This is a genomic window from Mycobacterium deserti (assembly GCF_025345615.1).
GTDB lineage: Bacteria > Actinomycetota > Actinomycetes > Mycobacteriales > Mycobacteriaceae > Mycobacterium > Mycobacterium deserti.
The window spans coordinates 645300-663458 of record NZ_JAODWD010000004.1 but is presented as its reverse complement, the minus strand read 5'-3'; the positions used below and the strand labels follow the sequence as shown (position 1 = coordinate 663458).

The window sequence follows — 18159 nt, the reverse complement described above, 5'->3', positions numbered from 1 at the left end:
CGCCGCGAAGTCCGGTTCGGATCAATCAATGACGACGGCGTCCTTGTGCTCGGTGATGGGCCGCGCCGGTTGCTGCTCGTCGCAGATGCGCTGAAGATTCTTCAGTGTCTCGTCGAGCCCGGGTCCGAGTGGCTTGCCCGGGGTGAACGTCGCGGGCAGATGCTTCATGCCCTGGATGACGCCGATGGTCTCGTAATGTTCGGTGCCCTCGGGGTCGCAGACGTAATCGGGCATCCGGTCGAGCACTGCGGTCAACATCGACTTGAACACGGTGCGCGCGACGTTCGACCCGACGCAGCGGTGCACTCCGATACCGAAGCTGAAATGCCGGTTGCCTTTTCGGTCGAGGATGATTTCGTTGGGTTTCTCGAACACCGCCGGATCGCGGTTGGCCATCGCCCAGGAGATCCAGAGGCGCTCGCCCTCTTTGAAGCGCTGGCCCTCGACCTCGACGTCCGCCGAGAAGGTGCGCCCGTCGCCGGGAGCCGGAGTGTAGAAGCGCAGAAACTCCTCGGTGGCCGGGTTCAGCAGCGTATCGCGTTCGCGACTGAGCAGCTCCCGCTTGTCCGGGTTCTCCGAAAGCCACTCGAGTGCGTGCGCGGTGAGCGCCGTTGTGGTGTCGAAGCCGCCGCCGATGATCAACCCCAGGTTGCCGAGGATCTCGAGGTCAGGGGCGGGCTCCCCGTCGATGCGCAGTTGCAGCAGTGCGTTGATGAGCCCGGGCCGCGGATTCTCGCGGACCTCCATCATCGTGTTGATCATGTCGATGCCCATTTGCCGGTTCATCTCCGCGACGCGCGGCGCGTCGGGTGAGTGTTCCGGGGTGGACACCGACAGGTGTGCGGGCTCGCTGTAGACCGGCCATTTGTGCAGTTCGATGCCCATCATCGCCAGCGTGAGGACCGCGGGAACGATGTTGGCCAGGTCGTCGACGAAGTCGATGCGGCCCGACTCGATCTTCTCGTCGAGGGCCGCGCGGACGATCTCGTCGACGAAGGGTTGCCACCGCTTGATCGCCGCGGGGGACAGGTAGGGGTTCAGCGCACCTCGGTAGATGCTGTGCTCAGGTTCGTCCATCTCGAGGATTCCCCCGCGGACGACGGTGGCGCGCTGCGCCTTCGGGATGGTGATGCCCTGATAGCCCCTGCGCTCATTGTTGATGTCGTGGTCGTTGGACACCGCCGGACAACGGGCCAGTTCGAACACGTGCTTGCTGTCCGCGGCGACCCAGTGCCCGTTGTAGGTGTCGGTCCACGCCATCGGGCACCGGGACTGCATCTCCGCGGTGATCTTCTCGAACTGTTCGCGATACTCCGGCGTGTGGCGATCGAAGTGGTACCGATTCTTCTTGCGATCGCTGTCAGCGGCTGCATCGCCGGCGATGTCGTCGACGTTGCTCACGATAGATCTCCCTGTGCTCTGGTCGGTCACTCTTCGATCGAGATGGCCTGCTCCGGGCAGGACTGCACGGCCTCGCGAACCGCGTCCTCCTGATCCGGCGGGACCACCTCGTTCACCGGCGACGCCGTGCCGTCGATGTCGCTGAGCTCAAAGGAATCCGGGGCGATCATCGAGCACAGCGTGTGGCCTTGGCACCGCCCTGAGTCGACAGAAACCTTCACTTGCGTTGTCTCCGATCAGATGTGGTAGTCGTACCACTTGAGGTAGCCGCCGGCGTCGACCCGAACCTGCATCCCGGTCACATAGCGGGCTTCGTCGGATGCCAGCCACAACACCGCATTGCTGATGTCGATCGGCTCGATCCACGGCACCTTCATCGCCTGTTGCACGTAGAACACCGGCTCTGCGTCGGCAAGCGTCGGCTTCTCCAGGTCCGGCCGGAACGACCGGTACATCGGCTCGCTCTGCAGCATGTCGGTGTTGCAATTCGTCGGATGAACGACGTTGGCCCGAATGCCGCGCGGCGCAAGCTCGGTCGCGAGGTCGTGAACGTAGTTCGACAGCGCCCGCTTGGAGTGCACGTAGGCCATGCCGCCCGGATCGTTGCCCGGATCGTTCTTCTGGTGGGTGTCCATCAACGCCGCGGTGGACCCCGTGGCCACGATGGCTGCGCCCTCTGACAGATGCGGCAGCGCCACGTTGATCGCGTTGAGGGTGCCGATCAGGTTCGTGTTGATGACGTCGACCCAGGCCTGCAGCGGGGGATTGCCCTTCATACCGGCGATCCCGGCCTGGGCGACGACGATGTCGAGGCGACCGAATTGCGAGATGCCCTCCTCGAGCGCCGCCCGCAGTTGGGCGGCCTCGCGAACGTCGGCCTGCGCGGTGAACACCCCGCGTCCGGTCTTCTCGACCAGCTTCGCGGTCTCCTCGAGATCCTCCGGCTTCGCCATGGGATATCCGATTGTCTCGATGTCCTGACACAGATCAACCGCGATGATGTCGGCGCCTTCTTCGGCCAATCGAACCGCGTGACTGCGGCCCTGCCCGCGAGCGGCGCCGGTGACGAAAGCGACTTTGCCTTGAACCCGTCCCACTGAGGTGTCCTTTCTGAACTGCTTGCCTACGTGTTCCGGCCGCCGTTGACGCCCAGGATCTGTCCGGTGATGTACCCGGCCTCTTCGGAGACCAGGAAAGCGCACGCCGCGGCGATGTCCTCGGGCCGACCGATCCGGCGCACCGGAGTCGACTCGATGCTCTGCTGCACAGCGAGATACCCGCGTTCTTCGGACTTCCGAAGCATCGGGGTGTCGATGAATCCAGGCGGCACCGCGTTGACGGTGATGCCGTGGGGCCCGTATTCGAGCGCGAGCGACTTGGTCAACCCGTTGACCGCCGACTTCGCGGCCACGTAGGCCGACATGAACGGCTGCCCGGAATGCGTGCTCGACGACGAGATGTTGACGATTCGGCCCCATCCGGCCTCGATCATGTCCGGCAGCACGGCTTGTACACAGTGGAAGACACCGTTGAGGTTGACGTCGATGACGCGCTGCCAACGGTCGAACTCGATCTCGGAGAAGCGCTTGAACGATTCGAGACCCGCGGCATTGACCAGAACAGCGACCGGCCCGAGTTTCGCGCGGATCGCGCCCAGCGCCTCGTCCACCTGACCCCGGTCGGTGACGTCGGCGGTGAACGCGAACTCGTCGTCGGTGGGATTGAGATCGAGCGTGGCCACATGCATGCCGTCGGCGCGCAGCCTCTGGGCGACGGCCAGGCCGATGCCCGAGGCGCCGCCGGTCACAACAGCGCTCTTCACTGCGCCGCCAGGTCTTCAGCGTTCAAGAATCATCCTTCCGATTATGAGAACCGTACTCTCGCTCGTTGCAATTGTGCAAGACAAGAACAGAGCGCGATTCGCACTGGTGAGACGTTCGACGGTCGATTGTCGCACCGTTAATTGCAGGCAGCGGCAGTTCTGTCCATTTGCTTGTGTTCTCTTGTCGCGAATGTATGATTCGCCGAAGATGAGAATGAAGTTTCCATCATATTGGGGGACGTAGCGCAGGCCGACGACCTTGCCGACGGACGTTGCCCGCGCGCTGAGGAGGATGATGCAGGAAGCGACCACCATCTCGAGCGAGAGCGCACAAGCCGACACCGCGCAAGCGCGTGTCGAGCGTCGCCTGCTGATCGACGGCCGGCTGCTCGAGACCCCACGGACGTTTCCCTCGGTGAACCCCGCCACCGGTCTCGTGCTCGGCCATGCGCCGGACGCCACGGTCGGCGACGCCGAGGCCGCGATCGCCGCCGCGCGGCGCGCCTTCGACACGACCGACTGGTCTACCAACACCGAGCTACGGATCCGGTGCCTCGAGCAGTTTCACACGGCGCTCGTCGAGCATCGCGAGGAACTTGCCGCGCTCACCATCGCCGAGGTCGGCGCCACCCCTGCACTGATCGCGGGCGCGCAGTTGGACGGGCCGATCGACATCGTGCGCTACTACGCGGATTTGTTGAAGAGCTATCCGATGACCGAGGATCTCGGCAACATCGAGAGTCGCGGCATGCAGCACCACCGCTGGGTCGAGAAGGAGGCGGCCGGTGTCGTGGCCGCCATCATCGCCTACAACTATCCGAACCAGCTTGCTCTGGCCAAGCTCGCTCCGGCACTCGCCGCGGGTTGCACAGTGATATTGAAGGGCGCTCCGGACACACCATTGGTCACGCTCGCGCTCGGCGAACTGATCGCCAACCACACCGACATCCCGGCCGGCGTGGTCAACGTGCTCAGCGGTGCGGACCCGGAGGTCGGCGCGGCGCTGACCGCGAGCCCCGACGTCGACATGGTCACGTTCACTGGTTCGACGCCGACGGGCCGCAGGATCATGGCGGCTGCGAGCGACACGTTGAAGAAGGTCTTCCTCGAACTCGGCGGCAAGTCGGCGGCGATCGTGCTCGACGACGCCGATTTCAGCATGGCTGCGCTCTTCTCCGCGTTCAGCATGGTCACCCACGCCGGCCAGGGCTGTGCGCTGACGTCGCGATTGCTGGTGCCGCGCGAGCATCACGACGAAATCGTGGAGCTGGTCAAGAACAACTTCGGCCTGGTGCGCTACGGCGACCCGACCGCGGAAGGCACGTACATGGGCCCGCTGATCAGCGAGAAACAGCGGGACAAGGTCGACGGCATGGTGAAGCGCGCTGTCGACGCCGGCGCCACGCTGGTCACCGGCGGCGAAAAGGTCGATCCGGGATACTTCTACACCCCCACGCTGCTGACCGGCGTCGACCCCGACAGCGAGATCGCCCAGGAGGAGGTGTTCGGTCCGGTCCTGGTGGTCATCGCCTACTCCGACGACGACGACGCCGTCCGCATCGCGAACAACTCCATCTACGGACTGTCCGGCGCCGTGTTCGGCAGTCAGGATCGGGCGCTCGCGGTGGCCCGCCGCATCCGCACCGGAACCTTCTCGATCAACGGCGGCAACTACTTCAGCCCCGACACGCCCTTCGGCGGCTTCAAACAGTCGGGGATCGGCCGGGAGATGGGCACGGCAGGACTCGAAGAGTTCCTGGAGAGCAAGACATTTGCGACGGTGGTGGGCGGCTGATGAGCGCTCGCGCGAAGAGGAGAGTGCCATGAGTAGGCCATTGGAGGGCATTCGCGTTCTCGAGGTCGCGATGTACGGGTTCGTCCCGTCGGCCGGTGCGGTGCTGCGCGAGTGGGGTGCCGACGTCATCAAGGTCGAGCACGCGGTGACCGGTGACCCGCAGCGCGGTCTGCGGCAGACGGGGCTGCTGCGCGTCGAGGGAGACCCGAACCCGAACATCGAGCACGCCAACCGCGGCAAGCGCAGCATCGGTCTGGACATGTCCGTGCCCGAGGGCAAGCAGGTGCTGCTGGAGCTGGCGAAAAAGGCAGACGTGTTCCTTACCAGCTTCCTGCCCGGCCATCGAGAGAGGTTCGGCATCGACGTCGACGATGTTCGGGCGGTCAACCCGAAGATCATCTACGCCAGGGGCAGTGCGCTCGGGCCGCGCGGTGAAGAGTCGGTCAAGGGCGGCTACGACATGACCGCGTTCTGGTGCCGCGCAGGCACGGCCGCGACGATCACGCCGCCCGGCACGCCGGGCATGGTCGGTCCGCCCGGACCCGCCTACGGCGACACCATTTCAGGAACCAATTTGGCCGGCGGGATTGCCGCCGCGCTGCTCAAGCGCGAACGCACCGGCGAGCCGTCGGTGGTCGATGTGTCGCTGCTGGGCAGCGGACTGTGGTCGCTCGGACACACCGTGGCGCTGACCAAACACCTCGGCCAGCGGATGGAGGCCTTCCCGCCCGGGGTGCACGGGTCGCCGATCAATCCGCTCGTCGGTCTGTATCCGACGGCCGACGACCGCTACATCTCCTTCGTGATGATGCAGCCCACGAAGTTCTGGGCCGACGTGTGCAAGCACATGGGTCTCGACGAGCTCGCCGACGACCCGCGGTTCGCCACCGTCGAGTCGATCGCCGAGAACACCGAGGCGGCTGCCGAAATCCTCAAGGAGACGATGGCCAAGCGCCCGCTCGCCGAGTGGAGTGAGCGCTTCTCGAGCCTGCTCGGACCGTGGGCGCCGGTGCAGGACACCTTGCAGGCGGTCGAGGACACCCAGATCCGCGCCAACGAATACCTGGTACAGGCCGGCGAGCTCGAATTGGTCGCGAACCCGGTTCAATTCGATGTCAGCGCTCCCGAAACCGGACCCGCTCCGGGATTCGCGGAGCAAACTGACGAAATCTTGCTGGAACTGGGCTTGGATTGGGACCGCATCATCGAGCTCAAGACGGCCGGCGCCGTCACCTAAGTCGAAAGAGACCGCGCAATGCCTTATGTCGCTTCGATCGGCACCTACCTGCCGTGCTGGGGAACCCCCCAGCACCGGGTGCCCGGCGACGACGAGGACGCGATCACGCTTGCGGTCGAGGCGGGCCGCGCCGCGCTGGCCGGCGGTGGGGCAGTGGAGCGGGTGGTGCTGGTCAGCCGGGACTTGCCACTGCTGGAGAGCAGCAACGCCGCAGTGCTGCTCGCCGGGCTGGGGCTCGACCCCGAACTGGAGGTCGACGAGCGTCTCGGCGGTGCGCCGGCGACGTTGGACGCGCTGAGCTCCGCACGGCCCCGGACGTTGATCATCGGTAGCGATGTCGAGCCCGCGGGTGCCGCCGCCGTCGTTACTTCCGACCGCGGGTTGCAGGTGCGCACGGCGGCCCGCATCTCGCGGAGCCTTCCGGTGCGCACCCGCAACTCGACCGGAGACGTGCACGACTACGGCGATCCGCGGCTGCTGCATCAGCGCGGCCTGATCGCCTCCCTGGAGGCGGCGTGGCTGGACACCCCCGCCGCGGTTGCGGGTGTCGATCATCGTCGCGCGCTTGACCTGTGCATCGGCAATCCGCCCGCCCTGCCGACCTCGGGGGCCAGTTCCAGTCTGTTCGCACTCGCCGGAATGGCCGATGCCGGTTCCCTCGGGCCCCTCGTCGCCGTCGAGCAGGCCATCCTGTCCGGCATCACGGTCGCGGGCGGCGCGGCGGCGACGCACCGCCGGGAGCCGTCGGCACGGCCGCTGCCCGAGGGCGACTATGTCACCGATGTCGATCTACCCATCTCCCTGGCGGCATACGAGCGGGCGTTCGAGGCCAAGGTCCGTTGGGAGGCAGGGCAGTTCGCCGGTTCGGAGGAATTGGACTTCCCTCCGCGCTATCGCGTCGGTGACGGCGGTGCGTTGACCACCGACTACGAGTTGGTGCCGCTGCCGCGCACCGGCACCGTGTACACGGAAACGACGGTGCATCTACCGGTACCCGGGCTGCGTTCGCCGTACTCGCTTGTGATCGTCGAACTCGACAACGTGGGCGTGCGGGCGCTGGTGAAGGTGACCGGTACCGAACCGGGGTCGGTCGACATCGGTGACCGCGGCAGGCTCGCACTGCGCAGGGTCGCAATCCGGTCCGGGGTGCCCGACTACGGCTACGCGTTCGAACCGGCGGCGGCAGCATGAGGGTCTGCGAGATGCCGGCGGACCGCGCATGAGGAAAGTCGCCGTCGTCGGCGCCGGGATGACGCCGTTCGCCGAGCATTTCGCGCTCGGCATCAAGGATCTGCTGCCGATCGCGTTCGCAGATTGCGCGGCCAGCGTCGACAAGGGCCTGGCGAAGAGTGACCTGCAGGCCGCGTGGTTCGGCGCGATGGGCACCGCGGACGGACTGCCGTCCGGCATCCTCGCCGACGTCCTCGGCCTGCCCGAGGTACCGGTCACCCGGGTCGAGAACTCCTGTGCCACCGGCCATGACGCGATCCGAAACGCCGTGTTCGGGCTTGCGTCAGGCGCGTGCGACGTCGCACTGGTGATGGGTGCCGACAAGCTCCGCGACACTACGTCACGAGATGTGCTGTGGGAGTGGGAAGCCATGGCCCGCGACTCCGCGTGGGACTATCCGCTCGGTGTCGCCACCGCGGGATGCGCGCTGCACGTGCGGCGGTACCTGCACGAATCCCCGGCAACCCGGGAACATCTCGCGATGGTGGCGGTCAAGAACCACCGCCACGGGGTGAAGAACCCCAAGGCGCGACTGCGCTTCGAGATCACCATGGAGCAGGCGCTCAATGCGCCGACCGTGGTCACCCCGTTCCACGTCTATGACTGCGCGCCGCAGAGCGATGGGGCCGCGGCGCTGGTGCTGGCGGCCGAGGATGTCGTCGACCGGTTCACCGATCGTCCGGTCTGGATCCGCGGCGTCGGCCTTGGCCTGGATTCCGTGATGCATCAGCACAAGGCGGACATGACGACTTTCACCGCGACCGTGCGCGCCGCGAAGCAGGCGTTCGGCATGGCGGGTCTCACCCCGGCCGACATCGATGTCGCCGAGGTGCACGACTACTTCACGGGCATCGAACTCATCAGCTACGAAGACCTCGGCTTCGCCGATCGCTTCGGCGCTCACAAGCTGCTCGAGACCGACGCCACCACCATCGGTGGGTCGCTGCCGGTCAATCCGAGCGGTGGCCTGAAATGCAAAGGCCACCCGCCGGGCGCGACTGGTGTGGCACAGTGCGTCGAGCTATTCGCACAACTCCGCGGGGAGGCGGTGAACCAAGTGGACGGCGCACGAGTCGCTCTGGCGCACAACATCGGTGGCCCGACCGCGGTGTCGGCTGTCACGATCTTGGAAGGATCAGGCCATGGCGCGCGGTAGTGGGCCGGAGCGGTGGTCGGCCGGTCTTGCGCCGCTGAGGAATTTCTCGGGGCCGATGCAGGCCGTGGGTGGACTGTTCTCGATGTCGGCCGATGCGGTCCGGTTCGTGTTCCGGCGGCCGTTCCAGGGCCGGGAGTTCTTGGAGCAGTGCTGGTTCATCGTGCGGGTCTCGTTGGCGCCGACGCTGTTGGTGGCGATTCCGTTCACCGTGTTGGTGAGCTTCACGCTGAACATCCTGTTGCGCGAGCTGGGTGCGGCCGATCTGAGTGGGGCCGGAGCGGCCTTCGGCGCGGTGACGCAGGTCGGTCCGATCGTGACGGTGTTGATCGTGGCGGGTGCGGGTTCTACGGCGATGTGCGCCGACCTGGGATCGCGCACGATCCGTGAAGAGATCGACGCGATGGAGGTGCTGGGAATCAACCCGGTGCAGCGGCTGGTGACCCCGCGGATGTTGGCAGCCGGTCTGGTGGCTCTGCTGCTCAACAGTCTGGTGGTGATCATCGGAATTCTGGGTGGCTACCTGTTTTCGGTGTTCATCCAGGATGTGAACCCGGGTGCGTTCGCCGCGGGCATCACGTTGTTGACCGGTGTGCCCGAGGTGATCATCTCGTGTGTGAAGGCCGCGCTGTTCGGGTTGATCGCCGGGTTGGTGGCCTGTTATCGCGGGCTGATGATCAGCGGCGGTGGCGCCAAGGCGGTGGGCAATGCGGTCAACGAGACCGTGGTGTATGCGTTCATGGCGTTGTTCGTGATCAACGTGTTGGTGACCGCCATCGGTATTCGAATGACGACGGGATAACGCGATGGGTACCTTGCAAGTTCTTCGCAGCACCTATCCGCGTCTGACGAGTGTGTCGCGGCGTCCGGTGGACCTGCTGTCGCGCATCGGCGATCACATGCTGTTCTACCTGCGGGCGTTGGCCGGGGTGCCGCATGCCGGGGTGCATTTCCGCAAGGAGATCATCCGCTTGATCGCCGAGATCTCCATGGGTGCGGGCACGTTGGCGATGATCGGTGGCACCGTGGCGATCGTCGGCTTTTTGACGTTGGCCGCCGGCGGCACGCTGGCGGTGCAGGGTTACAGCTCGCTGGGCAACATCGGCATCGAGGCGTTGACCGGCTTTTTGGCGGCGTTCATCAACGTGCGCATCGCCGCGCCGGTGGTGGCCGGCATCGGGTTGGCCGCCACGTTCGGCGCCGGGGTGACCGCTCAGTTGGGTGCGATGCGCATCAACGAGGAGATCGACGCGTTGGAGTCGATGGCGATCAGGCCCATCGAATACCTGGTGTCGACGCGCATCATCGCCGGGATGATCGCGATCACCCCGCTGTATTCGATCGCGGTGATCCTGTCGTTTGTCGCCAGCCAGTTCACCACGGTGGTGTTGTTCGGCCAGTCCGGCGGGCTGTATGACCACTACTTCAACACGTTCCTCAACCCGATCGACTTGTTGTGGTCGTTCTTGCAGGCGGTGTTGATGGCGATCACGATCCTGTTGATTCACACCTACTTCGGCTACTTCGCCTCCGGCGGTCCCTCGGGTGTGGGTGTGGCAGTGGGCAACGCGGTGCGCACCTCACTGGTGGTGGTCGTCTCGGTCACCTTGCTGGTGTCACTGTCCATTTACGGTTCCAACGGCAACTTCAACTTGTCGGGCTAGGGGCAGCCGATGAAATCCAACGCAGTACGTCCGCTGACCGGTCTTGCGATGGTCGTCGCAATCGGTCTGATCATCGTCACGGCGATCGCGCTGTTCCGTGGTGACTTCACCAAAACCGTTCCAGTCACCGTCATCTCGGACCGCGCGGGCCTGGTCATGAACCCCGACGCCAAAGTGAAGATGCGCGGCGTGCAGGTCGGCACCGTGGCCTCCATCGAATCGCGGCCCGACGGCACGGCCGAACTGAAGCTCGACATGGATCCCTCTCAGATCCCCCTGATTCCTTCCAATGTCAACGTCGACATCGCGTCCTCGACCGTGTTCGGAGCCAAATTCGTGCAACTCGAGGCGCCGGAGAAGCCGTCGCCCGACCCGCTGCGGGAAGGGCAGGTGCTGCAGGGCGACCACGTCACCACCGAGGTCAACACCGTCTTTCAGAACCTGGTGAATGTGCTGGACAAGATCGACCCGGCCAAGCTCAACGAGACGCTGGGGGCCATCGCGACGGCATTCAACGGCCGCGGGGAGAAGCTCGGCCAAACCCTCGTCGACTTCAACGCGCTGCTGGCCAAGATCGAACCCAGCCTGCCCAATCTGGCCCACGACATCGAGGCGTCCGTGCCGACGTTCACCGCCTACGCCGACGCGTCGCCGGACCTGATGTCGACGATCCGGAGCTTAACGAGCGTCAGCAATTCCATCGTCGACCAGGAGCAGAATCTCGACGAATTCCTGGTCAGCGCAATCGGTCTGGCGGACATCGGCAATGAGGTCATCGGCGGAAACCGCCAAGGGCTGACCGACACGCTGAAAACGCTGGTGCCGACCGCCGAGCTGCTGAACACCTACCGCGCATCGCTGTGGTGCGGTATCGGCGGGCTCATTCCGTTCGCGAAATCGCCGCCGCAGTTCTCCGGTGTCATGGTCAACGCCGGACTGACCCTCGGCGTCGAGCGCTACCGCTACCCCGGTGACCTACCCAAGGTCGCCGCCAAGAGCGGTGGAAAGGACTACTGCAGGGAGTTGGGCCTGCCGGAACTGCCGCCCGAATACGTACCACCGATGATCGTCGGCGACGTCGGCTCCAATCCTTCGCAGTACGGGAACGCCGGCATCCTGTTGAACTCCGAGGGACTCAAGAACTGGTTGTTCGGACCGCTCGACGGGCCGCCACGCAACACCGCTCAGATCGGGATGCCCGGATGACACGATCAATCGCCACGCTCGTCAAGTTCTCCATCTTCGGGGTCATCATGGCGATGCTGACCGCGTTCCTGTTTCTGGTCTTCAGCGAATCCAGAACCGGTGCGACGGAAGATTATTCGGCCGTCTTCAACGACGCCTCACGGCTGAAGTCGGGCGACTCCGTGCGCATCGCCGGCATCCGGGTCGGCACCGTCGAAGACGTCTCGCTGCTGGCCGACAGGAAGGTGCTGATCAAGTTCGACACCGAGCGCAACACCGTTCTGACCACCGGAACCAAGGCCGCGGTTCGCTACCTCAACCTGGTGGGGGATCGCTACCTCGAGCTGATCGACACCCCAGGGTCGGCGAAGATCCTTCCGGCGGGCGCCCAGATACCGGTGGACCGCACCGCACCCGCACTGGACCTCGACCTTCTGCTCGGCGGCCTGAAACCCGTTATCCAGGGCCTCAACCCGCAGGACGTGAACGCGCTGACCTCGTCGCTGGTCCAGATCCTGCAGGGCCAGGGCGGAACACTCGAGTCGCTGTTCTCGAAGTCGGCGTCGTTCACCAACTCACTGGCGGACAACAACCAGGTGATCGAGGAGCTGATCGGCGATCTGCGGACGGTGCTCGACACCTTGGCCAAGGACGGCGATGAGTTCTCCGGTGCGATCGACCGGCTCGAGCAACTCATGACCGGGCTGGCCTCCGATCGCGATCCGATCGGTGAGGCCATCGAATCGCTGGACAACGGGACGACGTCGCTGGCCGATCTGCTCGGTCGCGCACGCCCCCCGCTGAACCACACCATCGACGAGCTCGCCCGACTCGCCCCGAACGTCAACAACGACCTGGAGCGTCTCGATGCCACTATCCAGCGGTTGCCGGAGATCTACCGCAAACTCGCGCGAGTCGGCTCCTACGGCGCGTGGTTCCCGTACTACATCTGCGGCATCACCTTCCGAGCCAGCGACCTCGAGGGTCGCACGGTGGTGTTCCCGTGGATCAAGCAGGAAACGGGAAGGTGCGTGGACGAGTAGATGAACAGGTACCGCGGATCCCAACTCGTCAGGGCCGGCGTCATCGGCGTCGTTCTGATCATCCTCGTCATCGCCGTCGGCCTGCAGCCGGAACGGCTGATGTCGTGGGCGACCGCCCTGAGGTACCAGGCGGTGTTCACCGAAGCGGGTGGCGTCACGGTCGGCAATGACGTGACCGTTTCCGGCATCAAGGTCGGGTCGGTCTCGTCGGTCGAACTCGTCAACGGCGATGCCCTCATCGGCTTCACCATCAGCGGCAAGTACGCGCTCGGCTCCGACACCACCGCACACATTCGCACCGGGACCCTGCTCGGCGAGCGGGTCCTGGCGCTGGAGTCCGAAGGCAGCGGCACGCTCGACCGTCGTCAGCCCATTCCGACGACGCGCACGACGTCGCCGTACTCGTTGACCGACGCAGTCAGTGACCTGACCGCCAACACCGCAGGAACCAACACCGATTCGCTCAACCAGTCGCTGGACACCCTTGCCGAGACGCTCGACCAGGTCCAGCCGCAGTTGGGGCCGACCTTCGACGGTCTGTCCCGGCTGTCGCGATCGCTGAACAACCGCAACGAGAGCCTGGCCGAGCTGCTGCGCACCGCAGGCGAAGTCACCGAGATCTTCTCCGAACGCAGTCGGCAGGTCAACCAGCTGATCCTCAACTCCAACGACCTGCTCGCGGTGCTCAACGAACGTCGCTACGCGATCACCAGTCTGCTCGACGCCACGTCGGCGGTCTCGCAGGAACTCATCGGCGTGGTCGCAGAGAACGAGGCGGAACTTGCTCCGACGCTGGAACACCTCAACACCGTGACGGCGATGTTGGAGAAGAACCGCGACAACCTGGCCAAGATGCTGCCGGGCGGCGCGAAGTACTACCTGACGCAGGGCGAAATCGTCTCCAACGGCGCCTACTACAACGCGCTGGTGCCCAACCTCCAGCCCGCGCAGCTCATTCAGCCCTTCTTCGACTACGCGTTCGGCTTCCGGCGCGGCATGGACGCTGGCCAGCCGCCCGACAACGCCGGGCCGCGAGCCGAACTGCCCTTCCCCGTCAACGCCATTCCGCAGCCAGGAGACCTTCCCGATGATGGCAACCCGTAAGCGACTGGCGGCCGCGACGGCCGCCATCCTTGCCGTCGTCCTGCTTGCGGGCGCGGTGTTCCTGGTGCGCCAGGTGTTCTTCGGACCGAACACCATCACGGCCTACTTCCCGACGGCCACCGCGATCTATCCCGGCGACGAGGTGCGGGTGTCGGGCGTGCAGGTCGGCAGTATCGAGGCCATCGAGCCCGAGGGCACCGAGACGAAGATGACCCTGAAGGTCGACCGCGGCGTGCCGATCCCTGCGGATGCGAAGGCGGTCATCGTCGCGCAGAACCTGGTCGCCGCCCGCTACGTCCAGCTGACGCCGGCCTACCGCAACGGTAACGGGCCGACCATGCGGGACGGTGCGGTGATCGCCAGCGACCGCACCGCCGTCCCCATCGAGTGGGACGAGGTCAAGAGCCAGTTGATGCGTCTGTCAACCGAATTGGGCCCGCAGACCGGCGTGGACGGCACGTCGGTTTCGCGGTTCGTCGACAGCGCCGCGAACGCCATGGGCGGCAACGGTGAGAAGTTGCGCCAGACCCTGTCCCAGCTGTCCGGTGTGGCAAGGATTTTCGCCGAGGGCAGCGGCAACATCGTCGACATCATCAAGAACCTGCAGGTCTTCGTCTCCGCGCTGCGCGACAGCAAGGAACAGATCGTCCTGTTCCAGAACCGGCTAGCCACCCTGACCAGTGTGATCAACGACAGCAGATCCGATCTCGACGCCGCGCTGTCCAACCTGTCGGTGGCGGTCGGCGAGGTGCAGCGCTTCGTAGCCGGCAGCCGGAATCAGACCTCCGAGCAGGTACGGCGGCTGGGCAATGTCCTTCAGGTGCTTGTCGACAACAAGATGGCCCTCGAGAACATCCTGCACATCATGCCGAACGCGATTGCCAACTTCAACAACATCTTCTATCCCAACGGCGGCTCCGTCACCGGGGCCTTCGCGCTGGTGAACTTCGCGAACCCGCTCATGTTCGTCTGCGGTTTGATCGGCGGCGTCGCCAACACCACGGCGCCCGAAACCGCGAAACTGTGCGCGCAGTACCTCGGTCCGGCGGTGCGACTCCTCAGCGTCAACAACATTCCGCTACCGATCAACGCCTATCTCAGGCCCGCGGTCAACCCGGACCGGCTGATCTACACCGACCCCAAACTGGCTCCCGGCGGTGCGGGACCGGGCGATCCGCCCGAACCACCCCCGACGGTGTCGGCTTATACCGGTCAGGGTGACATCCCGCCTCCGCCGGGCTGGGGACCGAAGCCGCCGGGTCCGCAGGGGCTGTACACGCCGGACGACGACGCACCTGCCATTCCGTCGCCGCCGCTGTACCCCGGCGCGCCGATTCCGGGTCCGCCTCGGGTGTTGAGCAACGTACCCGCCGGGCCACCGACGGTCGAGGGGATGCTGCTCCCACCGACACCGGCACCCGCCGGGCCTGCGCCGGCGCCGTTACCTCCCGATGCACCGCTGCTTCCCGCGGAAGGGCCGTCATGATTCACATGTTCAGGCGAGTGGCCGTCGCGGGGTCGTGTCTCGCGATGACGCTCAGTGGCTGCGCGTTCCAGGGTGTGAACTCGTTGCCGTTGCCCGGCGCGGAGGGCCGCGGGCCGGACGCCGTCGTCTACCACGTCGAAGTGGCCAATGTCGCGACACTCGAAGCAAATTCGCCGGTGCTGATCGACGACGTGGTCGTGGGCAGCGTCCGCAAGATGACGGTCAAAGATTGGCACGCCGACGTCGAGATCTCGGTCAAGCCCGAGGTCACAGTGCCGGGTAACGCTGTCGCGACGGTCGGACAGACGAGTCTGCTCGGGTCGATGCATCTGGCACTGAACCCACCGCTCGGCGAAAAGCCCTCGGGCCGAATGCAACCAGGCGCAACCGTTGGGCTGAACGAGTCAACGACCTATCCGTCGACCGAACGGACGCTGTCCTCGCTGGCGACCGTGGTCAACGGCGGCGGACTGGGCCAGATCGGCGACGTCGTCCACAACTTCAACGAGGCGCTGGCCGGACGCGAACCCGAGATTCGCCAATTGCTTACGCGGCTGGACAATTTCATCGGGGTACTGGATGCGCAACACGACAACATCATCGCCTCGATCCAACAGTTGAGGCGCGTGGCGGGCACGTTCGCCGAACAGCAGGATGTGATCGACCGCGCGCTCACCGACATCCCGCCCGCGCTGGACGTGCTGATCAAGGAACGGCCACGTTTGACGACCGCGCTGGATAAGCTCGGCCAGTTCGGCGATACCGCCACCGCGTTGGTCAACGACGCCGGCGACGATCTGGTCAAGGATCTGGAGAACCTGGGTCCCGCACTCGGCGCGCTCGCCGACATCGGGCCCGACTTGAACCTTGCGTTGTTGTGGGCCACCGCCTTCCCGTACGGGCCGACGTTCGCCGACCGAATCACCCGTGGTGACTACATCAACTTGTTCGCGACGTTCGACATCACCTACCCGCGGTTGAAGAAGACGTTGCTGCTCGGCACCCGTTGGGGCGACGAGAACGCCAAACTCATTCCCGCGCCCGGCGATCCGTATTACATGAACTACAGCTACAGCCCGATGTCGCTCGGAGTCGCGCCGCCGCCCGACGCGGTGCCGCCTCCCGCGCTCGGTGCGCCGGCGCCGTCGGCGACCGGTCCGATGCTGCCGGTAGCGCCGCCGCCGCCCGCCGCGCCGTGGCTGCCTCAGGCCGGGGTGACGACGACGGGGCAGATCTTCGCCGGACCGTACGGCGCCGAGGCGCCGCCCCCGGCCGCTCCGGCCCCACCGGCACTGCCGGCCGAGGTTCCAGCAACAGGGAGTGGTGGCTGATGCTGACCCGCTTTGTCCGAAACCAGTTGATCATCTTCACGATCGCATCGGTCGTCGGTGTGGCCGTGATGTTGTTCGCCTACATGCAGGTGCCCACCCTGCTCGGCCTCGGCCGCTTGACCGTGACCCTGGAGTTGCCCGCCGCCGGCGGTCTCTACCGCTTCGGCAACGTGACCTATCGCGGTGTCCAGATCGGCAAAGTCACCGGCGTGAAGCTGACCGAAAACGGTGCTGAAGCGGAGCTTTCGCTGGACACCTCGCCGAAGATCCCCGCCGACCTGCAGGCTGAGGTCCGCAGCGTCTCGGCAATCGGCGAGCAGTACGTCGACCTTCGGCCGCGCACCGACTCGGGACCATATCTGGAAGATGGAGCTCGAATCCCGGCTGCCGACACCACGCTTCCACAAGAGGTCGGGCCGATGCTCGACCAGATGAGCAAGCTCGTCGACAGTCTTCCGGGAGACAGGATCGCCGATCTGCTCGACGAGTCGTTCAAGGCTTTCAACGGCGCCGGTCCGGACTTCCAGTCGCTGCTGGACTCCGCCTCGAAGGTGACCGATGAGGTCAACGGTGTCTCGGACCAGACGCGGGGGCTGATCGACGACAGTGGGCCGTTGCTCGATTCGCAGGCCGAGACCACCGACGCGATTCGGACGTGGGCGCGCAGCCTGGCCGGAGTCACCGGCCAACTCGAGCAGAACGATCCGGAGATCCGGGCGTTGCTGGAGCGCGGACCCGGTTTCGCACAAGAGGTTTCGCAGCTGATGAACGACATCAAGCCGACGCTGCCGATTCTGCTCGCGAATCTCACCACGGTCGAGCAGGTCCTGCTCAAATACAACCCGTCGATCGAGCAACTGCTGGTGATCTTCCCCGGAATCATCGCCGCGCAGCAGTCGTTCGGGCTTCCGAGCAACAACCCCACCGGGTTGCCCATGGGTGACTTCGCGTTGACCATCAGCGATCCGACGCCCTGCTCTGTTGGCTTCATCCCGCCGTCGCAATGGCGGTCACCGGAGGACATGACCTCGATCGACACCCCCGACGGGTTGTATTGCAAGCTGCCGCAGGACTCTCCGATCAGCGTTCGCGGTGCCCGCAACTACCCCTGTATCGGTATCCCGGGCAAGCGTGCGCCGACTGTCGAGTTGTGCAACGACCCAAAGGGATATCAGCCTCTGGCGATTCGTCAACACACTCTCGGGCCCTATCCGCTCGACCCGAACCTCATCAGGCAGGGCGTTCCGCCCGACGATCGGGTTGACTTCCAGGACCGGATCTATGCGCCATTGCAAGGCACGCCGTTGCCGCCCGGCGCGGCTCCGGCGGGAACGCCGCCGGGTGTGCCCGCACCCGGTTCGCCCGAAGCAGGCGGAGCTCCCCCCGGGCCGCCGGTGGTCACCCCGGTGCCCGGCCCGCCCGCACCGGCGCCGGCGCAGGCTCCGATTGCCCCGCCGCCCCCAGCGGGTAATTCCATCAACGGGACACCGATTCCGGCCGTTCCGCCTGCTGCGCCTGCGGGTGCGGTGCCGGCCGCGCCGAGTGCCTATGGCGGCGAGGGTGCGCAAACGGGCGGCGCGTCGGTTGCTGCGGCGCAGTACGATCCGAATACCGGCGAGTTCATCACGCCCGACGGGCTGCTGCAGCAGACCAACCTCGCCAGCGACCCACCCAAGACGTGGCAGGACTTGATGCCGAGCTAAGCGCG

At 65.6% G+C, this 18159-nt stretch carries 16 protein-coding genes; 12 read left to right on the top strand and 4 right to left on the bottom strand.

Annotated features, from left to right (window positions below):
* Positions 1-21: 21 nt before the first annotated feature.
* From N4S67_RS19465 to N4S67_RS19450, 4 genes are read right to left on the bottom strand one after another with little or no spacing between them, the layout of a single operon-like run.
* Positions 22-1401, bottom strand: coding sequence for a cytochrome P450 (locus N4S67_RS19465; RefSeq protein WP_260994618.1), 1380 nt, complete (start codon positions 1399-1401; stop codon positions 22-24).
* A gap of 26 nt (positions 1402-1427) precedes the next feature.
* Complete coding sequence (locus N4S67_RS19460; protein WP_260994617.1) at positions 1428-1622, bottom strand: ferredoxin; 195 nt, start codon at positions 1620-1622, stop codon at positions 1428-1430.
* 15 nt (positions 1623-1637) lie between these two features.
* A complete protein-coding gene (locus N4S67_RS19455; protein ID WP_260994616.1) occupies positions 1638-2498 on the bottom strand; it encodes a mycofactocin-coupled SDR family oxidoreductase in 861 nt (286 codons plus the stop codon).
* Between the two features lie 26 nt (positions 2499-2524).
* Positions 2525-3223 (bottom strand): SDR family NAD(P)-dependent oxidoreductase, encoded by a 699-nt coding sequence (locus tag N4S67_RS19450; protein ID WP_260994615.1) that lies wholly within the window; start codon positions 3221-3223, stop codon positions 2525-2527.
* Between the two features lie 295 nt (positions 3224-3518).
* On the opposite strand from N4S67_RS19450, the gene N4S67_RS19445 reads away from it, so the two are divergent.
* Genes N4S67_RS19445 through N4S67_RS19390 form a run of 12 tightly spaced genes read left to right on the top strand, consistent with a single transcriptional unit; the run spans position 3519 to position 18154 of the window.
* Positions 3519-5018: an aldehyde dehydrogenase family protein gene (locus N4S67_RS19445; RefSeq protein ID WP_260994614.1), complete on the top strand. Its 1500-nt coding sequence runs from the start codon at positions 3519-3521 to the stop codon at positions 5016-5018.
* A 28-nt stretch (positions 5019-5046) separates the two neighbouring features.
* Positions 5047-6255, top strand: a complete 1209-nt coding sequence (locus N4S67_RS19440) for a CaiB/BaiF CoA transferase family protein (RefSeq protein WP_260994613.1) — start codon at positions 5047-5049, stop codon at positions 6253-6255.
* 18 nt (positions 6256-6273) lie between these two features.
* Positions 6274-7446, top strand: coding sequence for a Zn-ribbon domain-containing OB-fold protein (locus N4S67_RS19435; RefSeq protein ID WP_260994612.1), 1173 nt, complete (start codon positions 6274-6276; stop codon positions 7444-7446).
* Between the two features lie 28 nt (positions 7447-7474).
* The gene (locus N4S67_RS19430) at positions 7475-8641 is read left to right on the top strand and encodes a thiolase C-terminal domain-containing protein (RefSeq protein ID WP_260994611.1); all 1167 of its coding nucleotides are present in this window, start codon (positions 7475-7477) and stop codon (positions 8639-8641) included.
* Positions 8628-9440, top strand: a complete 813-nt coding sequence (locus N4S67_RS19425) for an MlaE family ABC transporter permease (protein WP_260994610.1) — start codon at positions 8628-8630, stop codon at positions 9438-9440. Before N4S67_RS19430 ends, N4S67_RS19425 begins: the two co-directional genes overlap by 14 nt.
* A 4-nt stretch (positions 9441-9444) precedes the next feature.
* Positions 9445-10302: an MlaE family ABC transporter permease gene (locus N4S67_RS19420; RefSeq protein ID WP_260994609.1), complete on the top strand. Its 858-nt coding sequence runs from the start codon at positions 9445-9447 to the stop codon at positions 10300-10302.
* 9 nt (positions 10303-10311) lie between these two features.
* Complete coding sequence (locus N4S67_RS19415) at positions 10312-11508, top strand: MCE family protein (protein ID WP_260994608.1); 1197 nt, start codon at positions 10312-10314, stop codon at positions 11506-11508.
* A complete protein-coding gene (locus N4S67_RS19410; protein ID WP_260994607.1) occupies positions 11505-12530 on the top strand; it encodes an MCE family protein in 1026 nt (341 codons plus the stop codon). The genes N4S67_RS19415 and N4S67_RS19410 overlap by 4 nt, the downstream gene beginning before the upstream one ends.
* The gene (locus N4S67_RS19405; protein ID WP_260994606.1) at positions 12531-13634 is read left to right on the top strand and encodes an MCE family protein; all 1104 of its coding nucleotides are present in this window, start codon (positions 12531-12533) and stop codon (positions 13632-13634) included. It abuts the gene before it with no gap.
* A complete protein-coding gene (locus tag N4S67_RS19400; RefSeq protein ID WP_260994605.1) occupies positions 13618-15120 on the top strand; it encodes an MCE family protein in 1503 nt (500 codons plus the stop codon). The genes N4S67_RS19405 and N4S67_RS19400 overlap by 17 nt, the downstream gene beginning before the upstream one ends.
* Positions 15117-16451: an MCE family protein gene (locus tag N4S67_RS19395; RefSeq protein WP_260994604.1), complete on the top strand. Its 1335-nt coding sequence runs from the start codon at positions 15117-15119 to the stop codon at positions 16449-16451. The genes N4S67_RS19400 and N4S67_RS19395 overlap by 4 nt, the downstream gene beginning before the upstream one ends.
* The gene (locus N4S67_RS19390) at positions 16451-18154 is read left to right on the top strand and encodes an MCE family protein (RefSeq protein WP_260994603.1); all 1704 of its coding nucleotides are present in this window, start codon (positions 16451-16453) and stop codon (positions 18152-18154) included. The genes N4S67_RS19395 and N4S67_RS19390 overlap by 1 nt, the downstream gene beginning before the upstream one ends.
* Positions 18155-18159: the final 5 nt, after the last annotated feature.